This is a genomic window from Arthrobacter sp. AOP36-F1-5 (assembly GCF_058137995.1).
Map to the genome: position 1 here is coordinate 1,949,254 of NZ_CM176892.1, position 18,456 is coordinate 1,967,709.

General features: G+C 58.4%; 14 protein-coding genes. 7 read left to right on the top strand and 7 right to left on the bottom strand.

Going from position 1 to position 18,456, the window contains the following annotated elements; genetic code table 11:
- The first annotated feature begins 29 nt into the window (after window positions 1-29).
- Genes AC3ZI9_RS08910 through AC3ZI9_RS08925 form a run of 4 tightly spaced genes read left to right on the top strand, consistent with a single transcriptional unit; the run spans window position 30 to window position 5,604 of the window.
- A complete protein-coding gene (locus AC3ZI9_RS08910; protein ID WP_179204237.1) occupies window positions 30-1,055 on the top strand; it encodes a 3-oxoacyl-ACP synthase III in 1,026 nt (341 codons plus the stop codon).
- Window positions 1,049-3,730, top strand: a complete 2,682-nt coding sequence (locus AC3ZI9_RS08915; protein WP_489923487.1) for an alpha/beta fold hydrolase — start codon at window positions 1,049-1,051, stop codon at window positions 3,728-3,730. The genes AC3ZI9_RS08910 and AC3ZI9_RS08915 overlap by 7 nt, the downstream gene beginning before the upstream one ends.
- Window positions 3,727-4,749 carry an NAD-dependent epimerase/dehydratase family protein gene (locus AC3ZI9_RS08920; protein WP_489923488.1) on the top strand — a complete coding sequence of 341 codons (1,023 nt, stop codon included), beginning with the start codon at window positions 3,727-3,729 and terminating at the stop codon, window positions 4,747-4,749. Before AC3ZI9_RS08915 ends, AC3ZI9_RS08920 begins: the two co-directional genes overlap by 4 nt.
- 39 nt (window positions 4,750-4,788) lie before the next feature.
- Window positions 4,789-5,604 carry a serine hydrolase domain-containing protein gene (locus AC3ZI9_RS08925; RefSeq protein WP_489923489.1) on the top strand — a complete coding sequence of 272 codons (816 nt, stop codon included), beginning with the start codon at window positions 4,789-4,791 and terminating at the stop codon, window positions 5,602-5,604.
- Here the strand turns inward: AC3ZI9_RS08925 and mutM are convergent.
- The 4 genes from mutM to AC3ZI9_RS08945 are packed head-to-tail and all read right to left on the bottom strand — an operon-like array spanning window position 5,601 to window position 7,984.
- A complete protein-coding gene (gene mutM, locus AC3ZI9_RS08930; protein WP_489923490.1) occupies window positions 5,601-6,530 on the bottom strand; it encodes a bifunctional DNA-formamidopyrimidine glycosylase/DNA-(apurinic or apyrimidinic site) lyase in 930 nt (309 codons plus the stop codon). The genes AC3ZI9_RS08925 and mutM overlap by 4 nt on opposite strands.
- Window positions 6,531-7,250 (bottom strand): ribonuclease III, encoded by a 720-nt coding sequence (rnc, locus tag AC3ZI9_RS08935; protein WP_443358948.1) that lies wholly within the window; start codon window positions 7,248-7,250, stop codon window positions 6,531-6,533.
- A 9-nt stretch (window positions 7,251-7,259) separates the two neighbouring features.
- A complete protein-coding gene (rpmF, locus tag AC3ZI9_RS08940) occupies window positions 7,260-7,463 on the bottom strand; it encodes a 50S ribosomal protein L32 (protein WP_086996298.1) in 204 nt (67 codons plus the stop codon).
- A 2-nt stretch (window positions 7,464-7,465) separates the two neighbouring features.
- On the bottom strand, window positions 7,466-7,984 hold the full coding sequence (locus AC3ZI9_RS08945) for a YceD family protein (protein ID WP_489923491.1): 519 nt from the start codon (window positions 7,982-7,984) through the stop codon (window positions 7,466-7,468).
- 999 nt (window positions 7,985-8,983) lie between these two features.
- Between AC3ZI9_RS08945 and AC3ZI9_RS08950 the strand changes: the two genes are divergently transcribed.
- From AC3ZI9_RS08950 to AC3ZI9_RS08960, 3 genes are all read left to right on the top strand, one after another.
- Complete coding sequence (locus AC3ZI9_RS08950) at window positions 8,984-10,198, top strand: CDP-glycerol glycerophosphotransferase family protein (protein ID WP_489923492.1); 1,215 nt, start codon at window positions 8,984-8,986, stop codon at window positions 10,196-10,198.
- Between the two features lie 525 nt (window positions 10,199-10,723).
- Window positions 10,724-13,882 carry a CDP-glycerol glycerophosphotransferase family protein gene (locus AC3ZI9_RS08955; RefSeq protein WP_489923493.1) on the top strand — a complete coding sequence of 1,053 codons (3,159 nt, stop codon included), beginning with the start codon at window positions 10,724-10,726 and terminating at the stop codon, window positions 13,880-13,882.
- Entirely contained in the window at window positions 13,879-15,381 is a 1,503-nt protein-coding gene (locus tag AC3ZI9_RS08960) for a CDP-glycerol glycerophosphotransferase family protein (protein ID WP_489923494.1), read from the top strand. Before AC3ZI9_RS08955 ends, AC3ZI9_RS08960 begins: the two co-directional genes overlap by 4 nt.
- 38 nt (window positions 15,382-15,419) lie before the next feature.
- Here the strand turns inward: AC3ZI9_RS08960 and AC3ZI9_RS08965 are convergent, their stop codons facing one another.
- From AC3ZI9_RS08965 to AC3ZI9_RS08975, 3 genes are all read right to left on the bottom strand, one after another.
- Window positions 15,420-16,847, bottom strand: a complete 1,428-nt coding sequence (locus AC3ZI9_RS08965) for a bifunctional cytidylyltransferase/SDR family oxidoreductase (RefSeq protein ID WP_086998712.1) — start codon at window positions 16,845-16,847, stop codon at window positions 15,420-15,422.
- A gap of 89 nt (window positions 16,848-16,936) precedes the next feature.
- Window positions 16,937-17,398, bottom strand: a complete 462-nt coding sequence (locus AC3ZI9_RS08970; protein WP_086998709.1) for an FAD synthase family protein — start codon at window positions 17,396-17,398, stop codon at window positions 16,937-16,939.
- A gap of 154 nt (window positions 17,399-17,552) precedes the next feature.
- Window positions 17,553-18,455, bottom strand: a complete 903-nt coding sequence (locus AC3ZI9_RS08975) for a glycosyltransferase family 2 protein (RefSeq protein WP_489923495.1) — start codon at window positions 18,453-18,455, stop codon at window positions 17,553-17,555.
- Window position 18,456 lies beyond the last annotated feature (1 nt).

Here is an 18,456-nt window from a genome sequence, read left to right on the forward strand (position 1 = left end):
ATGAATCCTCTATGGACGAAGGCTGGATATTGAGCGGCAATGCAACGTTTCGACACACCAACTCGGCGGTTATTGCCGTTACGAGTGTGGAGGCTCCCGTCGTCGTCACCTCGAGCGAATTCGATAAGCGACTAGAGCCGAGCCTCAAGCGACTGCGTCTGTCCAAGAAGCTCCTCGAACGGGTAGCCGGTGTCAGCGAACGACGCTGGTGGCCGGAAGGAACAGGATTCGACGACGCGGCTATCGAAGCCGGATCCAAGGCGTTAGCCGAAGCCGGAGTTGAAGCCGGCGAGATCGGCCTGCTCATCAATACCTCGGTCACCCGCAGGAATCTTGAGCCCTCCGTAGCCGTCAAAGTCCACAATGGGCTCGGTCTACCGTCCTCAGCCATGAACTTCGACCTAGCCAACGCTTGCCTCGGATTCGTCAACGGCATGACGCTGGCCGCGAATATGATCGATTCCGGGCAGATTAAGTACGCACTGATCGTCGCTGGTGAAGATTCCCAGATTGCCCAGGAACCAACCTTCGATCGATTGAACCGCGAAGATTCCACACGTGAGGACTACCTCCGCGAATTCGCAACCCTGACCTTGGGCTCTGGTGCTGCAGCCGCGGTCATCGGCCGCGCCGACGAACACCCAGGCTCACACCGCATCCTCGGAGGCGTCTCACGCGCCGGAAGCGAACATCACGAACTGTGCGTTGGCGGCCCACAGGGGATGTACACCGACACGAAAGGCCTGCTCGACAACGGTCTGAAACTCGTCGTCGACGCCTGGGACGAAGCCCATCAGGACGGTTGGAACTGGGGGTCCATGGACCGTTACGTCACACACCAAGTGTCCAATTCGTATACCAATGCCATTATCAAGGCCGTGAACCTCGTTCGGGACCGGGTGCCGATCACGTTCCCGAAATGGGGAAACGTCGGTCCTGCTTCGCTTCCCATGACGCTGGCCCAAGAGGCGAACACGCTCAACCCAGGAGACAGAGTGCTTTGCATGGGTGTCGGTTCCGGTCTGAACACGGCAATGCTGGAGCTGGCGTGGTAGCAAGGAGCTGGCCCGGGGTCCGCCCGGAATTCTCCCGATACCTTACCGTCCCCTCAACAGCCAGCTGTGATCCCGCCGGGTCGTCCCACCAATGGCATTTATTGGACAACCTGCCAGCGCTCGAAGCTCGGGAGGCAGCACCAGCAGGAACCATTCTGGCCGTACACGGAAATCCCACCTGGTCCTACCTCTGGCGCAGCGTCCTTGAAGCCGGCGCCGAGGCCGAAACCCCATGGCGCGTAGTAGCCGTCGATCAGCTCGATATGGGTTATTCCGACCGGACTGGCACATTTCGCCGACTAGCGGATCGAGTCACCGACCTCGGGGACGTGACCGACGCACTGGGAATTGAAGGCCACGTGGTGACTCTCGGCCACGACTGGGGAGGGCTCATCTCGCTGGGATGGGCGACACGGCATCGCGAACAGCTGGCAGGCATCGTCTTGACGAACACCGCAGTTCACCCCGCAGGTTTCTCCCTACCACCTGCCCTCAGTCTTGCACTGCACCCTGCGGTCCATGGTTGGGGCACGCGCGCCACCCCGACGTTCCTCAAGGTCACCCACGCGCTGGCACACCCGAGCCTGCCGTCCGACGTTGAATGCGCGTTTATGGCTCCGTATCGCACAGCCCCGGCACGTGCCGGGGTCGCCAACTTCGTCGCCGACATCCCCGCTACCCCGCAGCATCCCAGTTGGCCAACCCTGGATCAGATTTCCACGGAGATCCGGACACTCGAGGTCCCGGCACTGATGATGTGGGGTCCGCGTGATCCTATTTTCTCCGACCGCTACCTGCGCGACCTGATGTACCGTTTGCCTCAAGCTGATGTGCACCGCTTCGAAGGCGCCGGTCACCTCCTTGCCGAAGATCGAGATATCGCCACCCCCTTGTTGGCCTGGCTCTCCTCCACGGTGCACCAAAGGTCGGAAATAAAGTCTGCTCTTCAAGACGACGCCCCGTCACGCGCCAATGTCGGCTCCGACGGCGGTCCTCGCGATCGCGACCTGGCTACCGGGTTCCGCAGCATGCTCGCCGAACTCGACGCCCATCGCGATGACCACGCAGACGCCGTCGTAGACATGGGACCCGCCGGAGAGGGCGTACGAAGTTCCACTTCCCTGTCGTGGGCTTCACTGGCCCGAAGCGTCGATGCCATTGCCCACGGTCTATCCGAACTGGGTGTCCGCCGTGGCGATCGAGTGAACCTGCTGGTTCCACCCAGCGCGGAGCTCACTTCCTTAATCTATGCCTGCCTCCAGCTCGAGGCCATCATTGTCGTCGCCGATGCCGGACTGGGCACGAAGGGTCTCGGCAGGGCGATCCGCGGTGCGGGCCCTAAGTACCTGATCGGCATCGAACGGGCCCTCATGGCCGCCAAGGCGCTGAAATGGCCCGGTCAGCGGATTTCCGCTGGCGACCTCTCCCCCGCCAAACGTCGGCTCCTGGGCGTGGTCGCCACGGTTGGCGACCTGGAGAAATCAGGGATGGGTAGCATCGCGGCCGGTGCTCCGCCGTTCGTGGCGGCAGATCCCGATACCGACGCCGCCATCTTGTTCACCTCAGGATCCACCGGACCGGCCAAGGGCGTCGTCTATACTCATCGGCAGCTAGCCGCCATGCGCGATACCCTGCAGGCCACCTACGGATTGAAGTCCGGCGACGCCCTCGTGGCGGGGTTTGCCCCCTTCGCCCTTCTGGGGCCGGCTCTGGGGGCAGTATCCGTTACGCCCGATATGGACGTGACCTCACCCAGGACCCTGTCTGCCTCCGCGCTGGCTGACGCGGCAGCGGCCATCAACGCCACCATCGTCTTCGCCTCCCCGGCCGCCCTAGTGAACGTTCTGGCCACCTCGGCGGAGCTCGACTCCATCCAACGAGCTGCTCTTGAACGCGTGGATCTGCTCCTCTCAGCCGGGGCACCACTCGGGACCACCTTGCTGCAACAGGTTCAGGACTTGGCTCCGCAGGCAGAGGTCCACACGCCTTACGGGATGACCGAGGCACTACCCATCACCGATATCAGCCTTCAAGGGATCCTCGCCGCCGGTTCGGGCGACGGAGTCTGTGTCGGCCAACCCGTGGCGGGCGCCCAAGTTTCCATCGCGGCGTTGGACGATCAGGGAGGGGTTTCCGATGAACTGGATGCCAGCCCTGGCCAGGTCGGAGAAATCGTTGTTTCGGCTCCCCATGTCAAGGATCGGTACGACCGGTTATGGGTCACCGAGCACGCCAGCGCAGTTCATCCAGGCTGGCATCACACGGGCGACGTCGGCCATCTCGACACCGCTGGACGTCTCTGGGTTCAGGGGCGGCTAGGGCACATCATCACTACCGCCGCAGGGGTGAGGACACCCGTTGCCGCAGAGTTGGCTGCGGAAGCTGTGCGGGGCATTCGTCGTGCCGCAGTCGTCGGGGTTGGACCAGCAGGTACGCAGGCAGTGGTCGTCATCGTGGAAACCGTGCAGAGAACTCGTCGTTCCGGGCTGGCTGCTCAGGCTTTGACGCAGGACGTACGTTCATCCATAACCCGAGCGACCGGTATGACGGCCGCGGCAGTAGTGGTCATCCCCGATTTGCCCACAGATATCCGGCACAACTCAAAGATCGACCGTTCTGCTTTGTCGAAGTGGGCTGCCGAGCTTCTGTCCGGGAAAAAGGCAACCCTGCAATGAGTACTGCCAATCACGACAAGCTCGTTCTGGTGACCGGGGCGAGTGGCATGCTGGGACGGGCGGTGGCCGAAGAACTGCTGGCCCGCGGCTACCGGGCCAGGACCTTTCAACGCGGTCCCACATCATTGCCCGGCGTCGAACCGTGTCGGGGCTCTGTCACCGATCCCCACGCCGTTGCCCGAGCTGTCGAAGGCGCTTCCGCGGTCATGCATTTGGCCGCGAAAGTCTCCTTCACCGGTGAGTGGGAGGAGTTCGTCGCAACAAACATCGAGGGCACCAGGAACCTCTTGTCCGCCGCTCGAACTGCTAGCGTTGAAGACTTCGTCTTCGTTTCATCGCCCTCCGTAGCCCACCTAGGGTCATCGATCGTCGGAGGGGCTGCCGGCGCTCCTGAACCTGCCGCTGCGCGGGGCTACTACGCTCGTTCCAAGGCCAGTGCAGAACTCTTGGCACTGGAAGCCGACACACCATCATTTCGTGTGACCGCTCTGCGCCCACACGTCGTCTGGGGCCCGGGCGACACTCAACTTGTGGAACGAGTTATCGATAGAGCTCGTTCAGGCCGGCTGCCCTTGTTGGATGGCGGCCTGGCTCTGATCGATACTACGTATGTCGACAATGCGGCTTCTGCGATTGTTCAAGGGCTGGAACGGATCAGCGTTGCCCATGGTCTCTCCTTGGTCATCACCAATGGAGAGCCGCGTCCAGTCGGTGAGCTCATTGCCGGAATCTGTGCCGCCGGCGGCGTCCCCGCACCAAAGTTCAGTCTCCCCGGATCCTTGGCCCGCAATGCAGGGAAAGTGATAGAGAGACTGTGGACAGGAGCGCTGCGTCGCGGTTGGGTCTCCGATGAGCCACCGATGACGGAATTCCTCGCCGAGCAATTGTCCACCGCGCACTGGTTCGACCAACGCACCACGCATGAAGTCCTCGCATGGAAGCCCCTGCTTTCCATTGACGATGGGCTGTCCCGACTCGCTGCCCACTATGGTGGTACTGCGCCGCGCACCGAGGAATAGGCTGCGTCACCACCCGCAACCGCTGAGGAGCACCGTTTCATGACCGCCCTGGACTTACTCGACACATGGACTGTCCCCCACGCCGCAGCAGCCGTGCTGGACACCGAAGGCAACACCTTGGACAGTCAGGGGGACCCCCAGCGCATTTTTCCGCTAGCTTCGGTCACCAAATTGCTCTCCGCCTTCGCATTCTTGGTCGCTCTTGAAGAAGAGGCACTTTCTCTCGATCAGCCAGCAGGCCCGGAAGGTTCAACTGTTCACCACCTGCTGGCACATACCGGCGGTTATGATTTTTCCTCCGATGCTACTCATGCCGAACCGGGGACCCGCCGCATCTATTCGAATACGGGCTTCGATGTCCTGGGACAGACCCTCGAATCGGAGACAGGCATCCCCTTTGCCACCTATCTCTCCGAAGCTGTGCTGCAGCCCCTGGGCATGACCAGAACGGCGCTCGAAGGTTCTCCCGCCGCCGACGCCGTCTCTTCTCTCCACGATTTGTCGCTCTTCGCAGCAGAGCTCCAGCGGCCTACCCTTCTGGCCGGACCCACCATGGAGCAAGCAACGACCGTGCAATTTCCCGGTGTTGACGGCATTCTTCCCGGCTACGGGCGCCAGAAGCCCAACGACTGGGGCCTGGGTTTTGAAATCAGGGACCACAAGTCACCCCATTGGACTGGCACTAGGAACGCGGCTCAGACTTTCGGCCATTTCGGACAATCAGGGACCTTCCTCTGGGTTGACCCGCCAGCCGGCTTAGCCTGCGTTACTTTGACCGACCGCGACTTTGGCCCATGGGCGATTGATGCGTGGACGCCGTTCAACGATGCGGTAGTCTCCGAGTTCTCCGCCTAGAAGCGGGCGTTGCGCGGAACTCGCTGGCAGACCGGGCACCAGTAGGACGAACGGCCCATAAACGCATCCCGACGGACCAGCGAAGTCTGTCCCCCGTCTGCGCATCGGTGGCACGGTTGTCCGCTGCGGCCGTACGCGTTTAATGACCGAGAGAAGTAGCCGGACGCACCGTTCACGTTGACGTAAAGCTGATCAAAACTTGTTCCCCCGGCAGCAAGAGCTCGGTCCATGATGGTCGATAAGGCATCGACTAGCCTGATGGTATCTGGGCGCCGCAAAGTGTCGGTGGGACGGGCGTAGTGCATCTGGGCTTCCCATAGCGCCTCGTCCGCATAGATATTACCTACCCCGGACACCAGTCCCTGGTCGAGGATCGCTCGCTTAATACTTGTCCTACGTGTCCGCAGCCGGCGATGGAACTCTTCTATATCGAAATCCGGGTCCAAGACATCGCGGGCGATATGGGAGGCAGCTTGGGGAATGGATGCAGCTTGGGAACCTTGTCCGCCCGGAGCTCCGTCAATGGTCGGCACCAGGGGTGAGACGAACATGCCCCCGAAGATCCGCTGATCGACGAAGCGCAATTGTTCCGGCTTTGCGGCCGAAGCCGATAGATCAAAGGTGATCTTAAGGTGTTTTTCGTCAGCTGCCGTGGAGTCCTCAACCAGCAGTTGGCCGCTCATTCCGAGGTGGGCAACGAGAGCTGCTCCACGTGTCACACCGCCCAGAGGCATCCAGAGGAACTTTCCACGTCGCACAATGTCGGTGATCGCTGTGCCGTGCAGCGTGGCCATGAAGTCAGCTGGGCCATCCTGATGTCGACGGATGGAGCGTGCGTCATGGACGTGGACTTCGTTGATTTTCCGGCCGGCCACCCAGGATTCCAGACCCCGTCGCACAACTTCTACTTCCGGAAGTTCCGGCATCTACTCGTGGGCCGTCTTCTCTTCCGACCCCACCGAAGGCTCTGAGGGGACCAGCGTCCGATAGGAGATCGCAGCTGCCTCTTGTTCGGCTTCCTTTTTGGAAGGGCCCGTGCCTGTTCCGTAATCAGTCGAGCCAATGCGTAGCGTTGCTTCGAACACCCGCGCGTGATCAGGGCCGGTGCCGGTGATGGAGTAGTCAATGGGGCCAAGTTTGCGCGCTGCCGCGATTTCCTGGATCGCTGTCTTCCAATCGGTGCCTGCGCCGAGGTGTTCAACGTCCGATAGCAGCGGGGCTACCAGACGCATCACGAGGGCTTGTGCCGCGTCAGGGCCATCGCTGAGGTACGTGGCACCGATCAACGCCTCCATGGTGTCGGCAAGGATCGAGGACTTGTCCGCACCGTGGGTCAGTACCTCACCTTGACCGAGGAGAATATGCTGTCCAACGTCAATGCTGCGCGCAATCCCGGCGAGTGCTCGGGTGCTGACGACGGAGGCACGTCGCTTCGCCAGATCGCCCTCCGGCAGGTCCGGGTAGGTCCGGTAGAGATGGTCTGTCACGGCATAGCCGAGCACTGAATCGCCGAGGAACTCGAGGCGTTCGTTGGTCGGAAGGCCGCCATGCTCATAAGCATAGGAGCGATGTGTGAGCGCAAGACGAAGCGTCTCGGGGTCGATGGTGACCCCGAGACGCTTCAGAAGCTCTTCTGTTGAAGGCATCAGACGTTATTAGGCGTCTGCTACCTTGCGCCCCTTGTATTCAAGGAACAACTCGGTGCCGGCAGAGTCGGTCACGACCTTCGCCTGGTGCGGCAGGCTGTAGGTGACGCGGCCGTTCTCCATGGTCTTGACCAGGTTCGGCGCAGTTGCCTTCCACTGGGACCGACGGGCCCGGGTATTCGAGCGGGACATCTTCCGCTTGGGAACAGCCACGGCTAACTCTCTTCTCTCTCGACTGAATCTGTACTCTGTACCGCATCTTCTGCGGTGGTGCCAGCCAGCTCGGTGAGAGCTGCCCAGCGGGGATCTAGGATCTCGTGGTGGTGCCCTGGCTCATCCGCGAGACGAATCCCGCATTCGGCGCAGAGGCCTTCGCAGCCCTCTCGGCACACCGGTTGGAACGGCAGCGCGGTCACCGCTGCATCCCTGAGTACCGGCTCCAGATCGATGAAGTCATCCACGATCTGTCGCTGGTCCATGTCCTCCTCATCGGGCACCTCAGTGCCTTCATGGAAGAACAACTCCTGAATGTCGGACTCGAGGTCGTACGCGATAGGCTCCAGGCAACGGCCGCATTCACCGGACACTTCCGAGAACGCTGTACCGGAAACCAAGATTCCCTCGTGTACGGCCTCGAATCGAAGATCCAGATCGATATCCGACCCCTCTTCGATTCCGATCAGTGCCGCCCCCATTTCAGGCGGAGCGGGCACGGTCCGTTCAAGAGTCTTCATGGTACCCGGGTATCCCCCGAATTCCTTGGCCGAAAAGACCAACGGCGAGCTGCGATCGATTCCGCGTGACGACGGACGATCTGAACGCTTATCGCTAATGAGAACTCCTGTAGAACAAAGACCGACATTACATCATAGCCTGCCGAGCGGCGGTGACCCAAACCAAGAGTAAAAGCCCCAGTACCCTACTTCGGCATGTAGATCATGCCAACACTCCAAGTTACTCAAGCCGATATCGCGAATCCGTCCACTTTCTTGAAGACCCCGCTGATGTCAATATCTTGTAGAATCCCGAAGCGCGGGCAAGCTTTTCATGCATCAAACTCTCCTCCCCGTCTTTACCTCGTGCATTCTTTGTCAACACGCTCAGTGTCATCCCCCAGCCTTAGGCCTCAAATCCGATGCTGTGCGGGAAGACAAGACCAGACAGGCAAACTTGACGAAATCACGCTGCACCTGCAGATTCATTTCGATGAAGTGCGCATCTTCAAGCATGCTCAAAAACCATCTCTGTATAGACTGTCTAGCTGTTCCTCCGCACTGATCAACTCAACGTACGAAAATTGCTTTCTAGGCTTGATAGAACCAGTTCAAGTCGCCATGGCAACAGCACATCAAGACAGAGCCCTTGGCCACCTTCAGGCAAAGTTCAGGGTTCAAAAGTTGGTTAGTCTCACATACCTGCCAAGTTCAAGTGCGTCTAAAAGTTGTTCACTGGACCTGCCAGTCATTCACCGCTGGAATGGTAAATCTCCTTTTGCGGCCCAGTAGGGTCTACAAACCCTTGGGGCACGTCCACTAAACGGAGCATATTTCGTCTCCGTTCGATCAGCTAGGCCCCCTTCATCCGCGCAAAAGAAACCGGCGATCAGACACCTCCAGTCGCACGGTGGTTTGGCAACTAAATCCTGTGTGGTGGGAAGTGAAGGCGCTGCTTCGACGCGTTTACAGACACGCCTCGTTCGGCGGACAACAGATCAAGACCACTAAACTAGACAAATGCCAACACTGACCACGCTCTCCAACACATCAAAGCGACTGATGTCACAAGTCAGCTCCGCTCTTCGAACCGGGTCGGTAAAAAAACGCATTGCTCGTCATGGGACCACCCTGCCGACGACTAGTCCATTTGCGGCCTATTTTGCAGACACACCTGATGGGGCATATCAACTAGAACAATGGATACCAGCCTTCGAGCGACTCGCCGAGGCAGGTACTCCAATCACTCTTTTAGTGACAAATGCAAATTCAGCAAGTCGGTTACTAGATTCCAGCCCGTTGCCGATCTTGCTCTGCTCGGGCTCGGCAGGCCTCGAAGCGTTCGTCAAAACTCGTAAAGTCCAAGTTCTGTTCTATGTCAACAACAACCAAGCCAACTTCACTCCACTCCGGCTCAACAATCTCACCCACGTGCACCTGTCTCACGGTGAGAGTGAGAAATCATCAATGGTCTCGAACCAGCTCAAAGCTTACGACAGAGCCTTCATCGCTGGGCTGGCCGCCCGGGAGCGAATTCTTGCCCACGTACGAGGAATTGACCCGTCGCATCTCGTGGAAATCGGTCGGCCACAATTGGACGGACATCAGACTTCTGAAACCCCTCCAATGGGCCGCCTGACGGTGCTTTATGCACCCACTTGGGAGGGGGACAGTGATTCGATGGCGTATAGCTCCCTGGCTAGTATCGGCCCAAAATTGGTAAACTTGCTAGGGAACGATCCCCGCATTCAATTCAAATTTCGGGCCCATCCGAAGACCGGTTCACGGTCTCTCGTACACCGTGAACATCTAAGACTCATTTCCCGCACCCTCGGATATCCCACCTCCCGCTTCGCACGTCGAAATACGGGATATCCACTTTGCGACGCTGTCAGTGACATCCGAGACGCAGATGTAGTGGTAACCGATATCTCGGCCATGGCGATGGACGCCGTTGGCCTGAACAAGCCAACCCTCATCCTTGCACCGCCGACTGATACTAGGGACAGCCCCACAAACCAGCTGATGTCGGTTGTACCGACCTGGTCTGATGTCCCCGCCGATGCTGTTTCAAGGCTTGTTGCTTTAGCTCACGAGGGCGCAAATGAGAAACAACGTGAGTTTAGAGAACATGTCTTCGGGGCGAACACGCTTGGTTCAGGAACCGAACGTTTCATTCATGCTGCACATGCCCTGATCTCATCCCCAGCGACCGGGCCCTCGAATGTCAAATAAGATGAACGATGGCGGAGAAAACAGAATGGCACTCGGCATAGCAGCGAACATGTCGGCACCAGCGACGAGGAAACCAGGAAATTGACGGAAACTGACCAAGAACTTGCATTGGCCCGAGCTCACACGTGGGTCCGTATCCGGACTGTTAGTGCAATTACCGTCGTTGTAGCCATCATGGCCGCTACGCTGCTTGTCGCAATTGAACACGGCGAAAAGAAGTCATGGGGCTGGCTCCTTGGGGTGTCCTGGATAACTGTAGTACTTCTTTGTTTCCTAATTCCGCGTAGAAACTTCCGCCCCGGTTTGGGACGCTACACCGCAATCCGGGCCGGCTTGCTGGCCTCCATGGGAATCCTTGCTGCGTCTACCACCGTGTCTACGTCCGAATCTATTCTTACTACTCTCTCAGTTTTGGTGGGGGCCGGAACCATCGTGGGAGAACGTGTGCTGCGCCGCTTCGGACTCGGTGGCGGCCACGCAATTCTTAACCTCCCTGGGGCACCACCGGCCCCGCGCGTCTGCCGCATGACACTGACCATCGTCTATCTCCAACTGGCCTTTCTCGGCTATGGGGTTCTGGTTGCGGCCATGGATCTCTCTGCCCTTGGATGGTTCCTCCTTGGGCTGGTTATCTCCTCGCTCATGTTGATGCGCGCCGTGAGCGTCTTCTTTCGGCGCCGCTACAACGGAAAGATCGAGCGCGAACTCCACTCCCTGCTCGCGGAATTTGCGCCGGAGTTCGCCATCTACGCGGCTCGTCCGGACGATGCCTCCTACCAGGTCGCCATGTGGCTGCCGTACCTGGAACGTACGGGAAAGAAATTCATCATCGTCACCCGAGCAGAGGGACCTTCGCACGCACTGGCTAAAATCACTGATGCACCAATCGTAATGCGCCGTAGGCTGGCGGACCTTGACGACCTCGTGGTGCCCAGTCTCAGCACGTTCTTCTACGTCAACGCCTCATCTGGAAATGGTGCCATGGTGCGCTACAGCCAGTTCACCCATGTCTATCTCGGTCACGGAGATTCGGATAAGGCACCCTCGTACAACCCGACACATGCCATGTACGATCAGATCTACGCCGCGGGACCCGCTGCAACTAGGCGATATGCAGCACACGGTGTACTGCTAGACCCAGGTAAGTTCACCATCGTCGGTCGGCCCCAACTAGAGACGCTCGAACCGGCTACCTCCACACTCACGGATCAGCCCACTGTCCTGTACGCCCCAACTTGGCGTGGCCATGTGGATGAAACGTTCCTTCATTCGATTCCATCAGCTCCAGGAATCATCGCCGCCTTATTGGAACGTCACGTCCGGGTCGTCTTTAGACCCCATCCGTTCAGCTACCAGTTCGAGGAGGACGCAGGGATCATCGCCCGGGTCCATGAGTTGCTTCGCGCAGACACACAGTCCAGCGGCATAAAGCACCTGTACGGCGAGGCTGCAGAGCAGGGATTGGGCGTCATCGAATGCATGAATCTCTCGGACGTGATGATTTCCGACGTATCCAGTGTCGTTTCGGACTACCTGTATTCATACAAACCCATGGCGATGGTCGTAGTGAACACGCCAGTAGAGGCTTTCCGAGACGAATATCCGATTGCCCGCGCTGCGTACCTGCTCCAGTCTGACCTGCGCAATATCAACGCCGTCCTCGACCAACTGCTCAAAGACGACTCCATGCGCGCGCGTCGGCTCGAGCTGCGTTCAGACTATTTGGGTGATTTCCCCAACGATGGCTACTCGTCGGTCTTCGTCGAGGCCGCCGTCGCCACCATAGAACAACATCCGCCCAGCCAGCAGATGGAATCTGTTGAGGCCGCCACGGCGGATATGACTACATCGGCAACGGCAGACGAATCTGGGCCCGATGACGACGATGAGGATCAACCCAGCGATTCAGATGACGTTCCACTCCTGGATACTGAAGCCTTAGAGAAGGCAAAGGACCGTAGGCGTCAGCGCCGGCGCGCGCGCAGGGTGCGCAATAAAGCACTACGGATGGCCCGACATTTCCTGCCGGATGTTCTGGCCTCAGCAGCTCTGGGAGCAGCGGCGGTTTTCGGGGTCAGCAGCTTCGCCTTCATCGTACCAGCCATACTCTCGCTGACGATCTTCGTCTATCTCCACCGCCGTGGCTTCAAAAGCCAAGCGTGGATGAACCGCGCGCTGGGTTCCATGCCCATTGCTAGGAGCCTAATTGCCGTGACCCTCCTAGCCGGTATGGCCACCTCAGGGCAAGGATGGGCCTCCATCGTTGGCCCGGCCTTGGCGTTCCTCGCCATCAGCCTCGAAGGGCAAGCCGTATCCACGTGGCGCGCAGAGGGGCTTCAGTCACGAAACCTCCCTGGTACAGAAGCAGCGGTTCCACTAGCATTTGCCCGCGGCTGGGCTGGGATGGTTTCTGCTTTGGCTCTGGCAGCGATGACAATCAGTGCAGCACTATTCCCACTCTGGGGATCCCTCCAGCTAGTTTTCGGGGCACTCTCTCTGGGAGTCACCACTTACGTTCTGGTGCGAGGCATACACCGCCGATACGTGAACTTGTCATTGGAAGCGCGGCTTCCCGAGCTGGTTGAGGACTATGCCCCGCGCTTCTGCGTGTATTTTGCTTCGAACGTGGGGGTGTCTTATCAGCTGGGTATGTGGGTGCCTTATCTCGACCGGCTTGGCAAGCCATACATCGTCATCGCCAGGGATCTAAGGATGGCTCGAGCGGCTGCTAAAGTCACCGAATCTCCCGTGATCTACCGTAAGACCCTTGGATCACTCGAAGCCGCCTTGGTGCCGGGCCTGACCACGGCCTTCTACGTGAACAACGCAGTCAAGAACACCCATTTAATTGAACATCGGGAACTGACCCACGTATGGCTCAATCATGGAGATTCGGAAAAGGCTGCTTGCTATAACCCTGTCCATGGAATCTACGATCGAATTTTCGCCGCGGGCCAAGCGGGGATAGACAGGTATGCGCGTCACGGGGTCACCATCCCACGGGAGAAGTTCGAGATCGTCGGTCGTCCCCAAGTCGAGGCAATCGCTCGTCGTCGTGGTGTTCTTGATGAGAAGAAGACAGTCCTCTACGCGCCAACATGGAGAGGGCCGTACGCAGATACGGCTGTGTACTCGCTCCCGCTGGGGGTCGACATCGTCCAAGCCCTACTCGACCGTGGGTGCACCGTCATTTTCCGGGCTCACCCCTTCAACTACCGCTATCCAGACGCAGTACGCAGGATGCGCCGAATCCGCAACTTGTTGGCTTTGGACGCCGCAGAAACCGGACGCGAGCACATCTATGGCGCACCTGCGGAAAAGGACATGGGAGTGGTCGACTGTTTCAACGCCTCGGACGCCATGATCTCCGATGTCTCCGCCATGGTGTCTGATTTCTTGCAATCAGAGAAGCCCTTCGCCGTTGCTGCCATCAATCACACTCCAGAACAGCTAGCAGCCGATATGCCTGCGACGTCGGGCGGCTACGTACTGCATGGTGACCTCGATAATCTTCAGGAAGTATTGAATCAACTGTTGAATGATGACCCACTGCTGCACCGCAGAGGACGCGTCCGGGAATATTACTTGGGCGGCTTCCCGCCCGCCAGCTACGCCGATGGGTTCATCGACGCTGCCACAAGAGTCCTCAATCAGGCGGAATCGGCAGAGACTGAAGCACTGTGAAAACCCTGAAGACTGCACTTGTAGCGTCCATTCCAAGCACGATTTTTGCTCTTGCTATTGCAATAGCCCTAGCGGGCGCTAAAGGGGTCGAGGGAACTGAACGGCTCTGGGAGATAGCCACCGCAACGGGGATTTGCGTCGCGATGGCGCCGTGGCCTGGGCTGGCAGTGCTCGCGTCTTTTCGCGGCTGGCCAGCGGCCTATAACTTGCGGCTTCCGCCGCCTCGCCAAGAAACACGGATCGTTGCCATCACCGCCGTGGTCACAGCCCTTGTTGTCCTGGCTTATGCTTTCTTGGCCGTAGCGGGGGCGCAGCTAGCCCTGCGAGTTATCGTGGCCAGTATCGCCTTAGGTCTGGCGGTGGCCGCTTCTTGCCGGCTCGCTATGAAATTCCACCGTGCACGAAGAAATCGGCCGATCCTACGACGAGCTATTGAGGACTTCGCACCTCAGTACATTCTGTACATGGGACGTCGCGATGGGGGCGCCTATCAGATCAAACAATGGCTTCCCCAGATCCTGGCTATTACGCCGCGGGTTATCATCGTCGTCCGCGACCCCGAAGCTGCCAAACACCTCGCAACTTCCATCTCCTCTGAGATCCCCATTATCTCGTGCCGCGAAAACAAGGATCTGGACGACGTCATGCCGAGCTCCGTTCGGGCGGTCTTCTACGTGAATTCGGTCACGAATAATGCCAACATGGTCAGCTACCGGAACGTCAAGCACGTATATCTGGGCCACGGAGACTCCGACAAGGAGATTTCGGCGCACCCAGCACACCGGATGTACGACGCAATTTTCGTGGCTGGGCAAGCTGCCATAGATAGATACGCGACAGAAAATGTGAACCTCAACCCAGGCCAGGCTCATATAATCGGACGGCCCCAATTGCAACGTGTCGACGTTTCGGAGTCCAGAAGTGCACCACAAACCGTGCTGTACGCGCCAACCTGGTCAGGGTACAATCAGGCAACTTCCCTGAGCTCACTGAGTATCGCAGTACCGTTTATCGCTGATCTCTTGGCCCGCGGAATTACGGTGTTGTTCAGGCCCCATCCCTTCAGCCGCTTCTCTTCCAAAGATCAAGACGACATCGCCGAGATTGACAACCTCTTGGTTGGCAAAATGCTGAGTCACCTTGGCTCCGGAGATACAGGCACCATGGAGCTTCTGGACCTGTTCAATGCTTCCGATGCCCTCGTGACTGACGTATCCAGCGTGCTGGTGGACTATTTAGCATCACACAAGCCGGCAGCAGTGCTTCTACCGGCTCATTGCCGAGCGTCAAACGAACAGGACTCAGACATCGGTACGAAATTCCCGTCGGTCCAACATGCATACCTGCCGACGTCGCCCGATTCAGAGTCCTGGCGCCTGTTCCTGGGGCCCGACCCAATGCGAAGTACTCGCATCGAGGCTGCGGCCTACTACTTGGGGGGTACTTCGCCAGACGCCTTCCGTGAGGCAGTTCTGTCTCTGCCGGCATCTTCGACGTGAAGACAGGACGGGCATGTTGGGCGTCCGGCTGTCTTCAGCTAAAAATCATTACCCTCGCCGAGTAGCGCCTTGGCAGACAAAGGATCATCTTTGCGTACATCGATGACGTGCCCCGTCCGCCCACCAATGAGGGTCTCCAAGGACGTCCGGGCCACCGTTTCCGACGCCAAAAGGGAGTTGGGGTCCTCAGCTCCGAAGGCCTTCGTGCGCATCGGCGTTCCCGTTCGTTCAGGATTAACGCAATTAACCCGAATACGGTCTTCTGCCCACTCATCGGCTAGTGCTTGGGTCAGGTTCACTGTTGCTGCTTTGGCAGAGCTGTAAAGGCTGTAGCCCGATCTGCCACGCGTGTACGAACTCGAGGTAAAGAGCAGCAGTGAGCCCCCAGAGGCACGAAGGGCTGAGTGGAAGGCCTGAGCAATGAAGATCGGGGCCAGGTAATTAATCTCCGTGGCTTGGTAGACGGAGTCGTCAGTTTCATCGAGTAGTAGACCTCGCGGCAAGATCCCCGCCGTATTGACCACGAAGTCCACCCGACCGAGTTCTTCCAAGACTTCATCTTTGGCCTTGACGACATCTGCGCGGCGGTCGACATGCGTGTTGGTGGACGAACGAGAAAAAGTTCTCACCGTGCACCCATGTTCCTCGGCCAGTGCGGCTATGTCCGCTCCGATGCCATACGCACCACCGAACACAACGGCGACCTTACCGGTCAACGCCGAGCGCAGTTCATCATCATCGAAAGTTGCTCGTCCGTCTGCACTGTACAGTTGGAAAAGTTTATCGGCGACGAAGATATCGATGGGCTCCGTGACTTTCATGTTGCGCTCTTCACCCTGGACAACCCCTATATCCACCTCGGGTGAGTAGCGGAGAACAACACTGCAGTCATCCGTAGCGGTGAAATCCGGGTCGTGGGAAGCACCGACATATGCCTTTCGCAGGGTGCTTAGCTTGAAAGCTTGAGGCGTCTGACCACGACGTAGTGCCGCTCTTGGAGGCACCTCGGCAATGGTGGGGATCCCCTCGCCTCGCTGGTCGACTTCGATGATGGTATCCGCTGATGGAATCGCTACGTCAACGGCCTTGAACGTGTCTAAAGCGGTGACGACGTCGTCGAGCACGCGTTGGGATAGCAACGGACGCACCGCGTCATGAAGAATGACGTTACAGTCCTCGTTGCCCATCGCAGCCAAAGCAGCTTGCGTTGTATCGTTGCGTGTTCCCGAGCCCTCCAGCACTTGGGACACCTTTTTGAAGGTGTTTCGTTTGACGATAGACCGAACATCGTCAAGGTATCCCGGTGTCATCATGACGATGATTTCATCGATTTTGGCGCTTTCCTCAAAAATCGCCATTGTGTGTTCGATAATGGGACGTCCCGCGATTTTTATCAGTTGCTTCGGGATACCCAAGCCAACCCTCTCGCCGACTCCCCCTGCAAGAATCACACCAACATTACGCATATATTGACCATCCCTCGTCTAGAAAATATTGCAAGTACGATATTGAAACTCGCGGGAACTACCGTCACAGTCCCGCGTTGAGTATCTTTTTAACTCAGTTCCTTGACGATCTGGCTCAAGCTATCAAGGGTTCGTTTGAGTTCTGACACGTGCCGTTCATCGAACGCACTGAGGACACGCTTCATTTCGGTGGTCGAAATCCCTGAAGTCCGTGGCAGGTAGATCACGTCTACCTTGTCTTCCAGATCATCGAATTTGCCGCGCCAGTCGTCCCCGATCCCGAACACGTTGACATCGTATTTGGTGATATCTTCGCGTTTTTGTCCCCAGTTGTCTTCCGGGATTGCCTCGTCTACGTAACAGATAGAACGGACGATCTCCACTCGCTGATCGTAGGGGACGATTGGCTTTTTACCCTTGACCGCGTTGAACTCATCCGTTGATACGCCCACAATCAGGTGGTCGCCTTGTTCCTTGAGTCGCTTCAAGATGTTCAGATGCCCGATGTGGAAGAGGTCAAATGTGCCGTAGGTCAATACGGTCCTGGTCATGTTCTATTACCTGACGTCGAGGGCTATGGATCCACAATCACTTTAGACGAACCCTGCCTCTCGATCACGTTCCAAGCGTCACGTGTTCCCAAAAGGCAGGTTTTTGAACGGCGCAGTTGCGGAGACACGGCTCATCGGTGAAACCCGGTCCCGTTCAGATAATCGGGGGACGACCAGCCAGCGTCATCCGGAGATGTGTACTCCACTTCAACTTGGGCCGCGGCGTTTGATACCAAGGGGAGGTGCGGTAGCCCGACATCAACCCGGCGAGGTGCTGGCGCAGGCCCTTGCGGTCTTTGCGCAGGCGGACGATGTTGATCAGCGTCCATGACCCCACGTAGGCCCAGCTGAAAGGCCACCTCAGATTCCTACGTGCCAGCCAAACGCGGTTTCGGGCGTTCAGCCGATAAAATTCACCGTGCCGGCGTGGATCTACGACAGGGTGGAAGACTCGCAGGTCCCCCGCGTACCAGACACGATGGCCTGTATCCCACACACGCCAAGCCAACTCAATGCCTTCATGGGCATACCAAAACCCGCCAGCCCAACCACGGGTCGCCTCAAAAATCGCCCTGGGTAGGAGAAGACAGGTCTCCCCAACATGGAAGATATTGCTTGACTCCCCCGCCGTCTTTTTATTCAGGCGAGGAATCCAACGACGGGGCGATTCCTCGTTTTCCGGGTCAGCGATGCGCGGCATCAGCATCCCCATATCCGGGTACGTCCGGAAACGGGTAACGGCATTTTGCAGAAAATCGATATCTGGAAGCCACGAATCATCGTCGAGGAACAGGATGAATTCACCCCGAACGTGCGGCACGCCGGCATTACGTCCGGCTGGGATGCCTAGATTCTCTTCCAAGTAGACCGGAACAAAACATTCCGGTAGTCCTCCCAGCTGTGTTGCCGGGTCCCAGCCATTGCCGACCACGGCAACATCCAAGCGGACGCCTTCTTGTAATTGAAGCGAAGCGAAGGCGCGCCGAAGTTCCTCCGGCCGGTCTCCCATGGTCAGGATCACGACTCCGACGCTGGGCTCTACATTCGTTGTGCCCATG